We start from the raw sequence: 15176 nt of genomic DNA on the forward strand, positions 1-15176 counted from the left end.
CTGCTGAACCTCGGCAACGCCACCGGTCACCCCTCGTTCGTCATGTCCAACAGCTTCGCGGACCAGACCCTGGCCCAGATCGAGCTGTTCACGAAGCCCGAGGCGTACCCGACCGATGTCTACGTGCTGCCGAAGCACCTGGACGAGAAGGTCGCCCGGCTCCACCTCGACGCGCTCGGCGTGAAGCTCACGACCCTGCGCCAGGAGCAGGCCGACTACATCGGCGTCCCGGTCGAAGGCCCGTACAAGTCCGACCTCTACCGCTACTGACCGCAGAGTGACCCACGTCACTCCGAAAGCGCTTGGTGTGCGCATGACAATATGTCACTATTCCCGTACGTCACCCCTGCCCGAAATCTGCTCGGGCGTGCGGCACAGCGACGTCAACACAGCCAACTTCCGTTCCGAAGAACGGAAGTTGGCTTTTTTCTGCCTCGGCATCGTCGGCGGGCCGCTTCTCCGATCGAAAGGCAGTGCGCAATGGCAGTCCCACCAGCCCTAGCGGCGACCACCAGCGCCCCCTCGCAGCGCCGACCCACGCTGCCCTCGCTGACCGGCATCCGGTTCCTCGCGGCCCTGCTCGTATTCCTCGCCCACAGCACGATGCTCTTCAACCCCCTTGACCCGAAGGCGCCGTTCACCCTCTTCCACGACCCCAACGTCGCGAAGCCGCTGGCCGGCTTCTTCGACTCCGCCGGGAACATCGGAGTCTCCTTCTTCTTCGTGCTCAGCGGCTTCGTGCTGACCTGGTCCTCGACGCCGGGGGACCGGTTCACCCGGTTCTGGCGGCGCCGCGCGCTGAAGGTCTACCCGAACCACATCGTGACCTGGGCGCTGGCGATGTGGCTGTTCGCCTCCGCCACCCCGCTCCACGCCTGGCTGCCCAACCTGTTCCTGGTCCACACCTTCAGCAACCGGGTCGACACCGTGCAGAGCGTCAACTTCCCCTCCTGGTCGCTCTGTGCGGAAGTCCTCTTCTACGCCCTCTTCCCGCTGTTCATCGCTCTGGTACGGCGGATCGCGGAGAACAGGCTGTGGCTGTGGGCCGGCGGGATGGTCGCCGGCGTGGCGGGCGTGACCGTCCTGACGCGGTACATCCCCGGCGACGCCCGCCTCCCCGGGCTCGAACTGGCCATCAACCAGCAATGGTTCAGCTACGCGTTCCCGCCGCCACGCCTGTTCGAGTTCGTCCTGGGCATGATGCTCGCCCGCATCGTCATCGCGGGCCTGTGGCCGCGCATCGGCCTGCTGCCCTCGGCGGCCCTCTTCGCCGTCGGGTACTACGGCGCGATCGCCGCCCCCGCCCCGTACAGCTTCAGCCTCACCACCATCGTCCCGACCGGCATGATCATCTGCGCCGCGGCCGCCAGGGACGTACAGGGCGAGGGCGGCTGGCTGGCCGGCCGGACCATGGTGTGGCTGGGCAAAGTCTCCTTCGCCTTCTACATGGCCCAGGTTCTGGTGCTCTTCTACGGGCGCCCCGAGCTGCTCGACGGACGCACCTTCACCACCGGCACGGCCCTGATTCTCCTGGCCGGCCTGTTCCTGGCGAACCTGCTGGCCGCCTGGCTGCTGCACAGCCTGGTGGAGGCACCGGTGATGCGCCGCTGGAGCCACAGCAGGAAGCGGCCCGCACCGCCCTCACCGCCCACGCCGCAGAGCGCGCCCCGCAACACGGAGCACGTTCCGACCGGCGAAACCGTATGACCTCCCAGGGAGCTGAACGCGTTGACTCCACCGACCTCGCCAGAGGGCGCACCAGAGAAGTACCGGACGCGTTCCATCGGCACCGGACGCGCCCACGCCAAGGCGATTCTGCTCGGTGAACACGCGGTCGTGTACGGAGCCCCGGCGCTCGCCCTGCCGGTTCCGCAGCTGACGGTCATGGCAAGCGCGGGCTGGTCGCCCCACACCACGGACGACCAGTACGACGTGCTCTTCACGATGACCGGTTCCGCATCGCCGCCACTGGTCACCGAGGCCTCCAGCAGCCTGCAGAGGCTCGTCACCGAGGTCAGGACATTCCTGGGCGTCCTCGAAAGCCCGCACCTCGACGTGATCGTCGACTGCGCGGTCCCACCCGGCCGGGGACTCGGCTCCAGCGCGGCCTGCGCGCGTGCGATCGTCTTCGCCCTCGCCGACCTCTTCGGCCGCGAGATGCCGGAGAGCGCCGCCTACGACCTGGTGCAAAGGGCCGAGAGCGTGGCGCACGGCCGGGCCAGCGGCGTCGACGCCAGGACCGTCGGCGCGAGCGCCCCACTGCTGTTCCAGCACGGTGAGGTCCACGAACTGCCCGTCAACGTGGACGGGTTGTTCATCATCGCTGACAGCGGCGACATGGGCCGGACCAAGGACGCGGTCCAGCTCCTGCGCGCCGCATTCCGGAAACAGGCGGGCGCACAGGAGAAATTCGTGCGCCGCGCCTCGGAACTGACCGACCAGGCCCGGCGGGCCCTCGCCGAGGGCAGGCCCGAGGAACTCGGCAACTGCCTCACGGACAACCACGAACTGCTGCGCACGGCCGGCCTCAGCACCGGCCGGATCGACGCGCTGGTCGACGCGGCACTCGCCGCGGGCAGCCTCGGCGCCAAGATCACCGGAGGCGGTCTGGGGGGCTGCGCGATCGTCCTGACCCGGATGGAACAGGCCCGGGAGGTCACCCGGCGGCTGCACGAAGCCGGCGCCGCGCAGACCTGGGCCCTCCCGCTGAAGGGACCTTCCCACCATGCGAGCTGACCAAGAAGCCGCCCAGGCCCGGGCCCAGGAACGGTACACCGCCCAACGTGCCACGGCCGTCGCATACCCGAACATCGCCCTGATCAAGTACTGGGGCAAGCGCGACGAGCGGCTCGTCCTGCCGCACACCAGCAGCCTCTCCATGACCCTGGACATCTTCCCGACGATCACCCAGGTCCGCCTCGGCACCGAGGCCGGGCACGACACGGTGACGCTCGACGGCCGACCGGTGACGGGCGAAGCGCTGCGGCGTGTCACCGCGTTCCTGGACCTGGTGCGGGAGCGGGCCCGCTCCTCGAGGAGTGCCGTCGTGGACACCGAGAACACCGTCCCCACCGGGGCGGGTCTCGCGTCCTCGGCGAGCGGCTTCGCCGCGCTCACCGTCGCCGCCGCCCGCGCCTACGGACTCGACCTCGACGCCAGGGCGCTGTCGCGGCTTGCCCGGCGCGGCTCCGGATCGGCTTCCCGCTCGCTGTTCGGCGGCTTCGCCCAGTGGCACGCGGGGCCGCCCGACGCACCGGCAGAAGACGCCGACCTCGCCTCCTACGCCGAACCGGTGCCCGTGGACAAACTCGACCCGGCCCTGGTCATAGCCGTCGTCGACGCGGGCCCCAAGGCCGTGTCAAGCCGTGCGGCCATGCGGCGGACCGTCGCCACATCGCCGCTGTACGAGCCGTGGGCCCGCTCCAGCACCGACGACCTGACCGGCATGCGGACGGCGCTGCGGAGCGGCGATCTCGACGCGGTGGGGGAGATCGCCGAGCGCAACGCACTCGGCATGCACGCGACCATGCTCGCGGCGCGCCCGGCGGTCCGCTATCTGGCGCCGGCCACGCTCAGCGTGCTCGACACCGTACTCCGGCTCCGACAGGACGGAACTCCGGCCTACGCGACCATGGACGCCGGACCCAACGTCAAGGTGCTCTGCCACCGGGCGGACGCCGAGCGGGTCGCCGACGCCGTGCGCGGCGCCGCCCCGGGCGCCGCGGTGCACCTCGCAGGGCCGGGCCCCGCCGCCCGTCTCCTCGCCCGGGACGGACGATGACCTCCCGGCGCACGGTGGTGCGCAGCGCGCCGGGCAAACTGTTCGTCGCGGGCGAGTACGCGGTGGTGGAACCCGGCACCCCCGCGATCCTGGTGGCCGTGGACCGGGAGATCACGGTCACCGTGTCCGACGCCGCCACGACCCACGGGGTGATCTCCTGCGACCTCGGCCCGCGGACCAGGCCGGCCCACGTGGTGGCCGCGAAAGCGACCGTGAGCCGTCTGCTGGCCGAACACGGCATGCCCATGCCCACGCTGGACGTCTCCACCCACAGCCAACTGCACGAGAGAGGCCGCAAGTTCGGACTCGGATCGAGCGGCGCGGTCACGGTGGCGACCGTCCGTGCCGTCGCGGCGTTCTGCGGCCTGGAGCTCTCCCACGACCACCTGTTCCGGCTCGCCCTCCTCGCCACCGCCCGGATCGACCCCAAGGGCTCCGGCGGTGATCTCGCCGCCAGCACCTGGGGCGGCTGGATCGCCTACCGGGCGCCCGACCGCGACCTCGTCCTCGACCTGGCCCGCCGCCGCGGCGTCGCCGAAGCACTGCACACACCCTGGCCCGGCTACGACGTACGCCGGCTTCCGCCGCCCCGCGGGCTCGCCCTGGAGGTCGGCTGGACCGGACGGCCCGCCTCCACCACGTCCCTCGTGGCCGCCCTGCACAGGCGGACCTGGCGGGGCAGCGCCGCGCACCGGACGTTCGTCAAGACCTCCACCGACTTCGTACACGCCGCGGCCGCAGCCCTGGAAACCGGCGACCGAACCGGCCTCCTACGCCAGATCCGGCGCGCCCGGCACGAACTCGCACGCCTCGACGAGGACGCCGACCTCGGCATCTTCACGACCGAACTGACGGCGCTGTGCGACGCCGCCGAATCCGTCGGCGGCGCGGCCAAACCCTCAGGGGCAGGGGGCGGCGACTGCGGCATCGCCCTGCTGGACGCCGACGCGTCCCCGGACATCGCCCACGTACGCGAACGGTGGGCCGCGGCGGGGGTGCGGCCCCTGCGGATCCGTCCCGCGAAGGAAAGACACGAGGAGGACCGGCATGACCGGCATGATCGGGCAACGCAAGGATGACCACGTCCGGCTCGCTGCCGAGCAGCAGCGCGCGCACAGCGGACGCAACCAGTTCGACGAGGTGTCGTTCGTCCACCACGCCCTGGCCGGCATCGACCGGCCGGACGTCTCGCTGGCCACGACCTTCGCCGGCATCTCCTGGCAGGTGCCGCTGTACGTCAACGCGATGACCGGCGGCTCCGTCAAGACCGGCATCATCAACCGCGACCTGGCCGTCGCCGCCCGCGAGACCGGGGTACCCCTCGCGTCGGGATCCATGAGCGCCTACTTCAAGGACCCCGCCTGTGCGGACACCTTCAGTGTGCTGCGCACCCACAACCCGGACGGGTTCGTGCTGGCCAACGTCAACGCGAACGCCTCCAGCGAACAGGCGCGGCGCGCCGTCGGCCTGCTGCGGGCCGACGCACTGCAGATCCACGTCAACACCGTGCAGGAAACGGTGATGCCGGAGGGCGACCGGTCCTTCTCCGCCTGGGTCCCGCAGATCCGGAAGATCGCGGCGGCCGTCGACATCCCCGTCATCGTCAAGGAGGTCGGATTCGGCCTGAGCCGCGAGAGCGTCCTGACACTACGGGACCTCGGCGTCTCGGTGGCGGACACCGGCGGCCGGGGCGGCACCGACTTCGCCCGCATCGAGAACGGCCGGCGCGAACTCGCCGACTACGCCTACCTCCACGACTGGGGCCTGTCCACCGCCGCCTGTCTCCTGGACACGCAAGGCGCCGGCCTTCCCGTCCTCGCCTCCGGCGGCGTCCGCCACCCGCTCGACGTCGCCCGCGCCCTGGCGCTCGGCGCCTCGGGCGTCGGCGTGTCCGGAGGATTCCTCCGCACACTCCTGGACGGCGGTGTGTCCGCGCTCATCGAGCAGATCTCGACATGGCTCGACCAGCTGGCGGCGCTGCAGACCATGCTCGGCGCACGCACCCCCGCCGACCTGGCCCACTGCGATCTGACGATCCGCGGCGACCTCCGCTCCTTCTGCACCGACCGGGGCATCGACACGCGGCCGCTCGCCCAGCGGACCCGTGCCGTCGACGCCCACGAGCTGACGGGAAGTACACGATGACTGACGCACACGCGATAGCCGGCGTCCCGATGAAGTGGGTGGGGCCCCTTCGCATTTCGGGGAACGTCGCCACCACCCAGACCCCGGTCCCGCTCGCCACCTACGAGACGCCGCTGTGGCCCTCCGTAGGCCGCGGGGCCAAGGTCTCCATGCTGGCCGAACACGGCATCGTCGCCACCCTCGTCGACGAACGGATGACCCGGTCGGTACTCGTCGAGGCGGTGGACGCCGGGACCGCGTACACCGCCGCGCAAACCATCAAGGCGCGGACCGACGAACTGCGCGACGTGGTACGCGGCTGCAGCCGGTTCGCCGAACTCATCGGCATCCGGCACGAGATCACGGCCAATCTGCTGTTCATCCGGTTCGAGTTCTCCACCGGTGACGCCTCCGGGCACAACATGGCGACGCTCGCCTCCGACGCACTCCTGAAGCACCTTCTGCAGACGGTCCCGGGTATCTCCTACGGCTCGATCTCCGGAAATTACTGCACGGACAAGAAAGCAACGGCGGTCAACGGAATCCTGGGCCGCGGCAAGAACGTGATCACCGAACTGCTCGTGCCCCGCGACGTCGTCGAGAACGTCCTGCACACATCGGCGGCGAAGATCGTCGAGCTGAACCTCCGCAAGAACCTGCTCGGCACCCTGCTGGCCGGCGGAATCCGCTCAGCCAACGCCCACTTCGCGAACATGCTGCTCGGGTTCTACCTCGCGACGGGCCAGGACGCGGCCAACATCGTCGAGGGCTCCCAGGGCATCACCATGGCGGAGGACCGCGGCGGCGACCTCTACTTCTCCTGCACCCTGCCCAACCTGATCGTGGGCACCGTGGGCAACGGAAAGGGCCTCGGCTTCGTCGAGACCAACCTGGCCCGGCTCGGCTGCCGGGCCGAGCGCGCCCCCGGCGAGAACGCCCGCCGCCTCGCGGTCATCGCGGCGGCGACCGTCCTCTGCGGTGAACTCTCGCTCCTCGCCGCCCAGACGAACCCCGGCGAACTCATGCGCGCACACCTCCTGTTGGAACGCGACAACCAGACAGCAAAGGTCGGTGCCTAGAACATGGCCGGTGAATCCGCGATCGGAATACACGATCTGTCGTTCGCGACGACCGAGTTCGTCCTGCCGCACACGGAACTCGCCGCGCACAACGGCACCGAAATCGGCAAATACCACGTGGGCATCGGCCAGCAGTCGATGAGCGTGCCCGCCGCCGACGAGGACATCGTCACCCTGGGCGCAGCCGCCGCCGAACCCCTCATCGCCCGGCACGGCACCGACCGTATCCGTACGGTCCTCTTCGCGACGGAGTCATCGATCGACCAGGCCAAGTCGGCCGGAGTGTACGTCCATTCGCTGCTCGGGCTGCCCTCGGCCACCCGCGTCGTCGAACTCAAGCAGGCATGCTACGGGGCGACGGCCGGCTTGCAGTTCGCCCTCGGTCTCGTCCACCGCGACCCCGAGCAGCAGGTCCTGGTGATCGCGAGCGACATCTCCAAGTACGAGCTCGACAGCCCGGGGGAGGCGACGCAGGGCGCGGCCGCCGTGGCCATGCTCGTCGGCAGAGACCCCGCCCTGGTGCGCATCAAGGGCCCCTCGGGCCTGTTCACCGCCGACGTCATGGACTTCTGGCGGCCCAACTACCGGGAAGCCGCACTGGTCGACGGCCAGGAGTCCATCACCGCGTATCTCCAGGCGGTCGAGGGCACCTGGAAGGACTACACGGAGCAGGGCGGCCACGCCCTGCACGAGTTCAGCGCCTTCTGCTACCACCAGCCGTTCACGAAGATGGCCCACAAGGCACACCGCCACCTGCTCAACACCAGCGGGCACGACACCGACGAGACCGACATCAAGCGGGCCATCGCGCTGACCACGGCCTACAACGCGGTCGTCGGCAACAGCTACACCGCGTCCGTGTACCTCGGCCTCGCCGCGCTGCTCGACCAGGCCGACGACCTCACCGGCAGCTCCATCGGCTTCCTCAGCTACGGCTCCGGCAGCGTCGCCGAGTTCTTCGCCGGACAGGTCATGCCCGGCTACCGGGACCACCTGCGCACCAAGGAGCACCGCGAGGCGATCGAGCGGCGCACACCGCTCGACTACGCCGCCTACCGCGAGCTGCACGGACGGTCCTTCCCGGCCGACGGGGGAGACCACCCCACCCAGGCGCAGACCACCGGGGCCTTCCGGCTCGCGGCCCTGCGCGGACACAAGCGCATCTACGAAAGGCGCTAGAGACACATGGCCGACATCGCGATCCTCGGCACGGGCGCCTATGTACCGGACCGCATCGTCTCCAACGACGAAGTCAGCACGGCCGCGGGCGTCGACGACGCCTGGATCGTCCGCAAGACGGACATCCGGGAACGGCGCTGGGCCGCCCCCGGCCAGGCCACCTCGGACCTGGCCACGGCCGCCGGACGGGCCGCCCTCGCGTCGGCCGGCATCACCGCCGACCAGCTCACCGCGATCGTGGTCGCCACCTCCACACCGGACCGGCCGCAGCCGCCCACCGCAGCGTACGTGCAGCACAACCTCGGCGCGGTGGGAGCGGCGGCGTTCGACATCAACGCCGTGTGCTCCGGAGAAGTCTTCGCACTCGGCGCCGTCGAGGGCATGCTCGCGCGGCGCGGCGGCCACGCGCTGGTCATCGGCGCCGACCTGTACTCCCGCATCCTGAACCCCGCCGACCGCAGAACCGTCGTGCTGTTCGGCGACGGCGCCGGGGCGATGGTCCTGGGCCCAGGCGGTGCGGGAGCACGCGTACGGCACCTCTCACTGCACACCTTCGGCGAACTGACGGACCTGATCCGGGTGCCCGCGGGCGGCAGCCGGCAACCCCTCGACCCGGCCGGAATCGACGCAGGCCAGCAGTACTTCGCCATGGACGGACGCGGGGTGCGCAGCTTCGTCGAGGAACAACTCCCTCCCCTGGTGAAGCAGTTCCTGCACGACGCCGGCACCGCCCCCGGCGACATCCGCCACTTCGTCCCGCACCAGGCCAACGGTGTCCTGCTCAACGCGGTCTTCGCGGACCTGGGCCTGCCGCAGGCATCCCTGCACCTCACCCTCACCCGCTACGGCAACACCGGCGCCGCGTCCATCCCGATCACCCTGGACGCGGCGGCCCGCGCCGGAGCCCTGCGGCCCGGCGACCTCATCCTCCTCGCCGGCTTCGGCGGCGGCATGGCGGCAGGACTCGCCCTGGTCGAGTGGTGAACAGGCCCCTGGGGCCGGCACCCCGAGGCCCTGCCGCTTTCGCCCCGTTGTCCCAGCACCGGCAGAAACGGTAAACATGACAGGCAGACCCCACACGGTGTGCGTGATAGGTGCCGGACCGCGCGGACTCTCCGTGCTCGAGCGCCTGTGCGCCAACGCCCGTGCCCTCCCCGAGGACAGCACCCTCCACATCCACGTGGTCGACCCCTACCCGCCGGGCCCCGGCAAGGTGTGGCGGACCGACCAGTCGCGGCACCTGCTCATGAACACCGTGGCCGGCCAGATCTCCCTGTTCACCGACGCCACCGTCGACCTGCGCGGTCCACTGGAACCAGGGCCGAGCCTGCACCAGTGGGCGGTGGCACTCGCGGCGGGCGAGGTGGACGGCGACCCCCCGGCACACATCCTGCGCGAGGCCCGCGAACTGGGCCCCGACACCTACCCGACGCGCGCGTTCCACGGCCACTACCTGCGGTGGGTCTACCAGCACACCGTCGAAGGCGCACCCCCGAACATCACGGTCACCGCGCACCGCGCCCGCGCCGTGGCCCTCCACGACGACCCCGACACCGCTCACGGCACCCGCCAGCACGTGGAGCTGAGCGACGCGACCCGGCTGACCGGACTCGACGCGGTGATCCTCTGCCAGGGCCACCTCCCCGCGCGACCCGACACCACCGAACGCCAGTTCGCCGCCCGGGCAAGCCGGTCCGGGCTCACACACATCCCCCCGGCCAACCCGGCGGACGTCGACCTCGACGTACTGACCCCGGACACACGAGTGCTGCTGCGCGGACTCGGCCTGAACTTCTCCGACTACACCGCCCAGCTCACCCTCGGACGCGGCGGGACCTTCACCCGGACCGGCGGCCGCCTCGTCTACCACGCCTCCGGCTCCGAGCCCCGGCTCTACGCGGGATCCCGGCGCGGCATCCCCTACCAGGCCCGCGGCGAGAACGAGAAGGGCCCGCACGGCCGCCACGAGCCACTCCTGCTCACCCCCGCGCACATCGCCGCACTGCGCCGCTCCGCGCGCGGCGCCGGTCTCGACTTCAAGGCCGACCTGTGGCCGCTGATCACGCGGGAAGCCGAAACGGTCTACTACACCACGCTGCTCAGGTCCCGCGGGGACACCCACCAGGCCCAGCGGCTGCAGGACGACTACCTGAACGCCGACGGCAGCGAGCGGCAGACCGCCTCCATCCTCGACACGTACGGCATCGGGGACAAGGACCGCCTGGACTGGGACCTGCTGGCCCGGCCCTACCGCAACCGGAAGTTCACCGGCCCGCAGGACTTCACCGGCTGGCTCCTCGACCACCTGCGCCAGGACGTCGCGGAAGCCAGAGCCGGCAACGTCAACGGCCCGCTCAAGGCAGCACTCGACGTCCTGCGGGACCTGCGCAACGAGATCCGCCTGGCCGTCGACCACAGCGGCCTGCACGGTGATTCGTACCGCACCGACCTGGACGGCTGGTACACCCCGCTCAACGCCCACCTGTCCATCGGCCCGCCCGCGCGCCGCGTCGAGGAGCTGATCGCGCTGATCGAGGCCGACGTACTGCGGATCGTCGGGCCGAGCCTGCGGGTGACCGCCGGACACACCGGATACGCCGTCGACTCGCCGCTCGTGCCCGGGTCGGCGGTCACCGCGGACGCGCTCGTCGAGGCCCGGCTGCCCGCCATCACCCTGACCCGCACCAACGACGCACTGCTGCGCCATCTCCTGACCACCGGACAGTGCACCACCTACCGCATCCGCAACCGCTCCCACGGCGCCTACGAGAGCGACGGCATGGCCGTCACCGAGCGGCCCTTCCACCTGATCGACGCCGCCGGGCGCCCGCACCCGAACCGCTTCGCCTTCGGAGTGCCCACCGAGTCGGTGCACTGGGTGACGGCCGCGGGCATCCGCCCGGGCGTGAACTCGGTGACACTCACGGACGCCGACGCCATCGCCCGCGCGGCACTCGCCCGCGCCACGGCGCCCGGACAGGACGCCCCCACAGAACAAGGACTCATCCATGCCCAGTGACCACCACCTTCCGGCCCCGGCACCACCGGACTTCGGGCTGCTCTCGCCGGTCTGGGCGGACACCCCCGTCGTGGCCGCCGTCTCCGATCACGCATGGCTGCAGGCCATGCTGGACGCGGAAGCGGCGCTGAGCCGGGCGCAGGCACGGCTCGGCACGGTGCCCGAGGCGGCCGCGCGGGTGATCACCGAATCCGCGCGGGCCGACCAACTCGACCTGCCTGCCCTGGCCGCGCAGGCACGCCAGTCCGCCAACCCCGTGGTGGCGCTGGTCAGGGAATTCACCGCGCTGGTCGCGCGCACGGACCCGGACGCGGCCGTGTACGTACACCGCGGATCAACCAGCCAGGACATCCTCGACACGGCGACCGTCCTGGTCGCCGACCGGGCCCTGAGCCTGATCCGTACCGACCTGCAAGACGTCACGCACGCCCTGGCCGCACTCGCCGAAACACACCGCGACACCTTGATGGCCGGCCGCACCCTGACCCTGCACGCGCTACCCACGACGTTCGGCCTGAAGGCCGCGGGCTGGCGCGACCTCGTCCTGGACGCGCTCGAGAAGCTGGACCGGCTCAGCACAGACGGACTGCCCGTCCAACTCGGCGGCGCCGCAGGAACCTTGGCCGGATACCTGCAACACGCCGGGGACGCAGACCCGGCCGCCTACGTCGCGGACCTCACGGACGCGTTCGCGGACGAACTGGGCCTGTCCGCTCCGCTGCTGCCCTGGCACGTCCTGCGCACCCCCGTGGTGGACCTGGCCGCGGGGACGGCGTTCACCTGCGGCGCCCTGGGCAAGATCGCGGTCGACGTGCTGTCCCTGACCCGCACCGAGGTCGCGGAGGTACACGAACCGGCCCCCGCCGGCCGCGGCGCGTCCTCGGCGATGCCGCACAAGCGCAATCCCGTCCTGGCCACAGCCATCCGGTCCGCCGCCCTGCAGACGCCACAGCTCGCCGCGACCGTACTGGGCTGCATGCTGAGCGAGGACGAGCGGTCCGCCGGAGCCTGGCACGCGGAATGGGAGACACTGCGCGCCCTGCTGCGACTCACCGGCGGCGCGGCACACCAAGCGGTGGAGCTCACCTCACAACTGACCGTGGACGTGGACCGCATGCGCACCAACACCGAGCTCACCGGCGGCCGGATCGTCTCCGAACGGATCGCCGCCACCCTGGCCCCGCTGCTCGGCAAGGCACAGGCACGGGACCTGCTCAACGAAGCGTCGGCGCGGTCGGCACACACCGGCGAGCCCCTCGCAGAAGTGCTGCGCCAGGACGACCGGACCTCGGCGCTCCTCGCCGGGGCCCGGCTCACCGACCTGTTCGAGGCCCGGGCCTACACGGGGGCCGCCGGTGTGCTGACCGAGCGCGCACTGTCCCGGCAGGCTCTCAGCCCCGGCGCCGTAAGGCGATCTCGGTGAGTTCCTCTATGTCGAACTCCGAGCGCCCCGGCGTGCCGTAGCGCGTCAGCTTCCCCCGGCTCACCCACTTCCGGATGGTGGCCTCCGACACGCCTGCCGCGAGGGCGGCGACACTCGTCGGAATGAGCCGGTGCCGTGGCGGCCTGTTCACGCGGCGCCCTCTCGCTGCCGGTTCATGAGCTGCCGCAGCACGAGCCATTCCCGCATCTCCCAGGAGTGTCCCGAGGAGCAGCTGATGCTGCTCCTCCGTGACGACGCGAAAATCTGTGGCGGAGCGGTGATGTCTCCCGTGCAGTCATCCACGACACACGCCTCCGCGAACACACGGTGACCGGCGTGCTCCGGGTCGAGGACGCGCAGCAGATCGAGGCGCAGCCCCTCGAGCTCATCGGCGAAGTCAGCGGCCGGCGGCTGGGCGGTGAGCCACTGCAGATGACGCGTCAGGAAGCGCGTGAGCTGCGTGACCTGGCGATCCGGCGCGGGAACGGCGAGCCCCTCCACCACGACCTCCGCCCACGATCCGAGGACGGCGACGATGTTGTACCGGGTGTCCAGCACGGACACGTCCAGACGGTCCCGCTTCCGGCTCCCGGACACCTTCGTAGGATTGCTCATCCGCCTCGTCGACGACGACATGTGGTGCAGACACTCCTGATACAGGCCGGGAAGAACACGCAGGTTGCGCTCCAGCTGCCGGACACAGGGGGTGCACAAGGCGGACCCGATGGCAGTGCGGATTTCCTGGACGTGGCTCCGGGGGCATACGTCGAACTCCATTGGATCTCCTTCGCGAGGTGACTCGCCCTGCGATCGGCGTGGATTGCATGCACATGGAAAAGGGGACGCGATGGCGGCGTCCGCTCGGCACTCCTCATGCTTCTCCATGGAGGAATTTGAGCGTTTCATGAGCGATCCTGAGTGTCAATGTTCGGTCTGTGCTGCGAGAGTGATAATCAAGCGGCGTGAAAAGCCCGGTCCATCGCCGCTGAAGAGAGGCCCTAGGCCCATTCAAGGTTTATGGGTGCGCAGCCGGTGTACGCACGGCCGAAAAGTCCTCAACTGCCCCGCTGGAAACCACGCAGCGCGCGAACCGCCCGGCCGACCCGAACCGCCACCTCTCGCCGAACGGGCGCTCCGCACCCGTCACAGCTCCTGTCTCGCCCCGCCGGAGAACCGGTCGAGTCACACTCGCGCGCAGCTCGGACGCCGTTGCCCGGCCGGGAGACCCACGGATAGCGTTCCAGGCCCCCGCAGCCGCCCTGAGAGCGCCGACGACGATACGACCGCACCGGCCGGTGGAGGAGTGCCGCCATGCCGACCCCGCACCCTCGCACGACGAGATCGCCGCCCGGGCACTCACCCAAGATCACGCCATGGCCGGCGCCGCCCCGGACCACCGCACGTCCGGCGAACCGGCGGCCCTCGCACGGCCCGCCCCGAACCCCGGCCTCGCGCCGGGCCGCTCCGGCGCGCGGGAGCCCGCAACCCTCCTCGCCGCCCAGCAGAAGACCGCGTGGACGAGGCCGCCTGAGCCGGGACGCCGCCGCGGTGAGCACGGAGGAACAGGATGACCAGGGGCGAGGACCTCGAGAAACTGCGAGCTCTGCCGGGTGCGAGCGTCCACCGGAACCCGGGCAGCGAGAGCGGACCGCAGAGCGCGGCCCCGGCCGACGCCCTGGCGGCGCTGGAGCAGCTTTCGCCCCTGGAGCGCGCCCTCCTCGTCCTGCGAGACGTCTTCGCGTGCACTCTCCCCCAGATCGCGGCGGCACTGGGCCGCTCGCAGGAGGCGTGCCGCCGACTCGCAGCCACCCTCCCACCGGCCGGCCACGCATGGCCCCGGCGCATCGACGGGGCCGAGAACGTGGCCCGGGCGTTCGCCGCGACCATCCCCCCGCTCATGCGGATCGGCATCACCCTGGAACTGCAGCCGGTCGACGGCCGGCCGGGCGTGATCTTCCGCGACCGATACGGCGAGATCCGGGGCGCACTGGCACTCGACATCGTCGACGGACGGATCCGGACGTTTTGTGTGGTGCCCGGCCCCGAAGAGCCCGGTGAACAACAGGAAAAATAATTCAGCACATCATCTGCCGGGGCGCCGGTCGAATACAACTGGAGCGCCCGCCGTGCACTCAAGAATTCTGTTGCGCAAGCATTCCGGACGGCGCAGTATTGGATCCGGCATCCTGCGGTGCGAGCAAAACCCGCCCGTAACACCCCCCTTTCGTTGATCAAAACGCCCTCCCTTCATGGGCCGTCAGCAGACGACACCGATGAACCGGAGCGTCATGGAGGACGTCAGGCGGGGGATCCGAATCCGCGGGCCACTGCAGCAACCCGAATAAAGCGAACCTCCGCACATACGCAAAGTGGGCGAAGCGCTTGCCACACGCCCCGCGCCCGTCCGGCGCGGGCGGTGCCACCCGGCAACCCGCACCTGAAGGCCACGCCCGAGACGACACCCCACGCGCCACCACCGAGACCGATACCGGCTTCGCGGGCAAGCGCCGCACCTCGCACCGCGACCCCCCGCCTCAACCCGTGGCACGCCAGATCCATGATCTCGTCCCG

Annotated in this window: 15 protein-coding genes; 13 read left to right on the forward strand and 2 right to left on the reverse strand. The window is 70.7% G+C overall.

What is annotated here, in order from left to right; translation table 11 throughout:
- From ACWD04_RS29425 to pcaB, 11 genes are all read left to right on the forward strand, one after another.
- On the forward strand, nt 1–270 hold a 270-nt coding region (locus tag ACWD04_RS29425), incomplete at its 5' end, for an adenosylhomocysteinase (protein ID WP_451136780.1).
- 210 nt (nt 271–480) lie between these two features.
- Nucleotides 481–1707, forward strand: a complete 1227-nt coding sequence (locus ACWD04_RS29430; RefSeq protein WP_451136781.1) for an acyltransferase family protein — start codon at nt 481–483, stop codon at nt 1705–1707.
- 21 nt (nt 1708–1728) lie between these two features.
- A complete protein-coding gene (mvk, locus tag ACWD04_RS29435; protein ID WP_451136782.1) occupies nt 1729–2736 on the forward strand; it encodes a mevalonate kinase in 1008 nt (335 codons plus the stop codon).
- Nucleotides 2726–3781: a diphosphomevalonate decarboxylase gene (gene mvaD, locus ACWD04_RS29440; protein ID WP_451136783.1), complete on the forward strand. Its 1056-nt coding sequence runs from the start codon at nt 2726–2728 to the stop codon at nt 3779–3781. The genes mvk and mvaD overlap by 11 nt, the downstream gene beginning before the upstream one ends.
- The gene (locus ACWD04_RS29445) at nt 3778–4860 is read left to right on the forward strand and encodes a phosphomevalonate kinase (RefSeq protein ID WP_451136784.1); all 1083 of its coding nucleotides are present in this window, start codon (nt 3778–3780) and stop codon (nt 4858–4860) included. The genes mvaD and ACWD04_RS29445 overlap by 4 nt, the downstream gene beginning before the upstream one ends.
- A complete protein-coding gene (gene fni, locus ACWD04_RS29450; RefSeq protein WP_451136834.1) occupies nt 4838–5926 on the forward strand; it encodes a type 2 isopentenyl-diphosphate Delta-isomerase in 1089 nt (362 codons plus the stop codon). The genes ACWD04_RS29445 and fni overlap by 23 nt, the downstream gene beginning before the upstream one ends.
- Nucleotides 5923–6984, forward strand: coding sequence for a hydroxymethylglutaryl-CoA reductase (locus ACWD04_RS29455; protein ID WP_451136785.1), 1062 nt, complete (start codon nt 5923–5925; stop codon nt 6982–6984). The genes fni and ACWD04_RS29455 overlap by 4 nt, the downstream gene beginning before the upstream one ends.
- Before the next feature lie 3 nt (nt 6985–6987).
- On the forward strand, nt 6988–8163 hold the full coding sequence (locus ACWD04_RS29460; protein WP_451136786.1) for a hydroxymethylglutaryl-CoA synthase: 1176 nt from the start codon (nt 6988–6990) through the stop codon (nt 8161–8163).
- Between the two features lie 6 nt (nt 8164–8169).
- Nucleotides 8170–9147: a 3-oxoacyl-ACP synthase III family protein gene (locus ACWD04_RS29465; RefSeq protein ID WP_451136787.1), complete on the forward strand. Its 978-nt coding sequence runs from the start codon at nt 8170–8172 to the stop codon at nt 9145–9147.
- Between the two features lie 76 nt (nt 9148–9223).
- Complete coding sequence (locus tag ACWD04_RS29470; protein ID WP_451136788.1) at nt 9224–11182, forward strand: FAD/NAD(P)-binding protein; 1959 nt, start codon at nt 9224–9226, stop codon at nt 11180–11182.
- Nucleotides 11172–12605: a 3-carboxy-cis,cis-muconate cycloisomerase gene (pcaB, locus tag ACWD04_RS29475; protein ID WP_451136789.1), complete on the forward strand. Its 1434-nt coding sequence runs from the start codon at nt 11172–11174 to the stop codon at nt 12603–12605. The genes ACWD04_RS29470 and pcaB overlap by 11 nt, the downstream gene beginning before the upstream one ends.
- On the opposite strand, the gene ACWD04_RS29480 is transcribed toward pcaB, so the two are convergent.
- Both ACWD04_RS29480 and ACWD04_RS29485 read right to left on the reverse strand, forming a co-directional pair.
- On the reverse strand, nt 12574–12756 hold the full coding sequence (locus ACWD04_RS29480) for a hypothetical protein (RefSeq protein WP_451136790.1): 183 nt from the start codon (nt 12754–12756) through the stop codon (nt 12574–12576). The genes pcaB and ACWD04_RS29480 overlap by 32 nt on opposite strands.
- Entirely contained in the window at nt 12753–13202 is a 450-nt protein-coding gene (locus tag ACWD04_RS29485) for a hypothetical protein (RefSeq protein WP_451136791.1), read from the reverse strand. Before ACWD04_RS29485 ends, ACWD04_RS29480 begins: the two co-directional genes overlap by 4 nt.
- A gap of 776 nt (nt 13203–13978) precedes the next feature.
- On the opposite strand from ACWD04_RS29485, the gene ACWD04_RS29490 reads away from it, so the two are divergent.
- Together ACWD04_RS29490 and ACWD04_RS29495 are read left to right on the forward strand one after the other, a co-directional pair.
- Nucleotides 13979–14176, forward strand: a complete 198-nt coding sequence (locus tag ACWD04_RS29490) for a hypothetical protein (protein WP_451136792.1) — start codon at nt 13979–13981, stop codon at nt 14174–14176.
- Entirely contained in the window at nt 14173–14679 is a 507-nt protein-coding gene (locus ACWD04_RS29495) for a sigma factor-like helix-turn-helix DNA-binding protein (RefSeq protein WP_451136793.1), read from the forward strand. The genes ACWD04_RS29490 and ACWD04_RS29495 overlap by 4 nt, the downstream gene beginning before the upstream one ends.
- The last annotated feature ends 497 nt before the right edge of the window (nt 14680–15176 follow it).

It is taken from the genome of Streptomyces sp. NPDC002911, assembly GCF_053591835.1.

Bases quoted from the DNA above. Each gene is read 5' to 3' on its own strand.
- ACWD04_RS29430 (WP_451136781.1), top strand. From the start codon at position 481: ATGGCAGTCCCACCAGCCCTAGCGGCGACCACCAGCGCCCCCTCGCAG.
- mvaD (WP_451136783.1), top strand. From the start codon at position 2,726: ATGCGAGCTGACCAAGAAGCCGCCCAGGCCCGGGCCCAGGAACGGTAC.
- ACWD04_RS29445 (WP_451136784.1), top strand. From the start codon at position 3,778: ATGACCTCCCGGCGCACGGTGGTGCGCAGCGCGCCGGGCAAACTGTTC.
- fni (WP_451136834.1), top strand. From the start codon at position 4,838: ATGATCGGGCAACGCAAGGATGACCACGTCCGGCTCGCTGCCGAGCAG.
- ACWD04_RS29455 (WP_451136785.1), top strand. From the start codon at position 5,923: ATGACTGACGCACACGCGATAGCCGGCGTCCCGATGAAGTGGGTGGGG.
- ACWD04_RS29460 (WP_451136786.1), top strand. From the start codon at position 6,988: ATGGCCGGTGAATCCGCGATCGGAATACACGATCTGTCGTTCGCGACG.
- ACWD04_RS29465 (WP_451136787.1), top strand. From the start codon at position 8,170: ATGGCCGACATCGCGATCCTCGGCACGGGCGCCTATGTACCGGACCGC.
- ACWD04_RS29470 (WP_451136788.1), top strand. From the start codon at position 9,224: ATGACAGGCAGACCCCACACGGTGTGCGTGATAGGTGCCGGACCGCGC.
- pcaB (WP_451136789.1), top strand. From the start codon at position 11,172: ATGCCCAGTGACCACCACCTTCCGGCCCCGGCACCACCGGACTTCGGG.
- ACWD04_RS29490 (WP_451136792.1), top strand. From the start codon at position 13,979: ATGGCCGGCGCCGCCCCGGACCACCGCACGTCCGGCGAACCGGCGGCC.
- ACWD04_RS29495 (WP_451136793.1), top strand. From the start codon at position 14,173: ATGACCAGGGGCGAGGACCTCGAGAAACTGCGAGCTCTGCCGGGTGCG.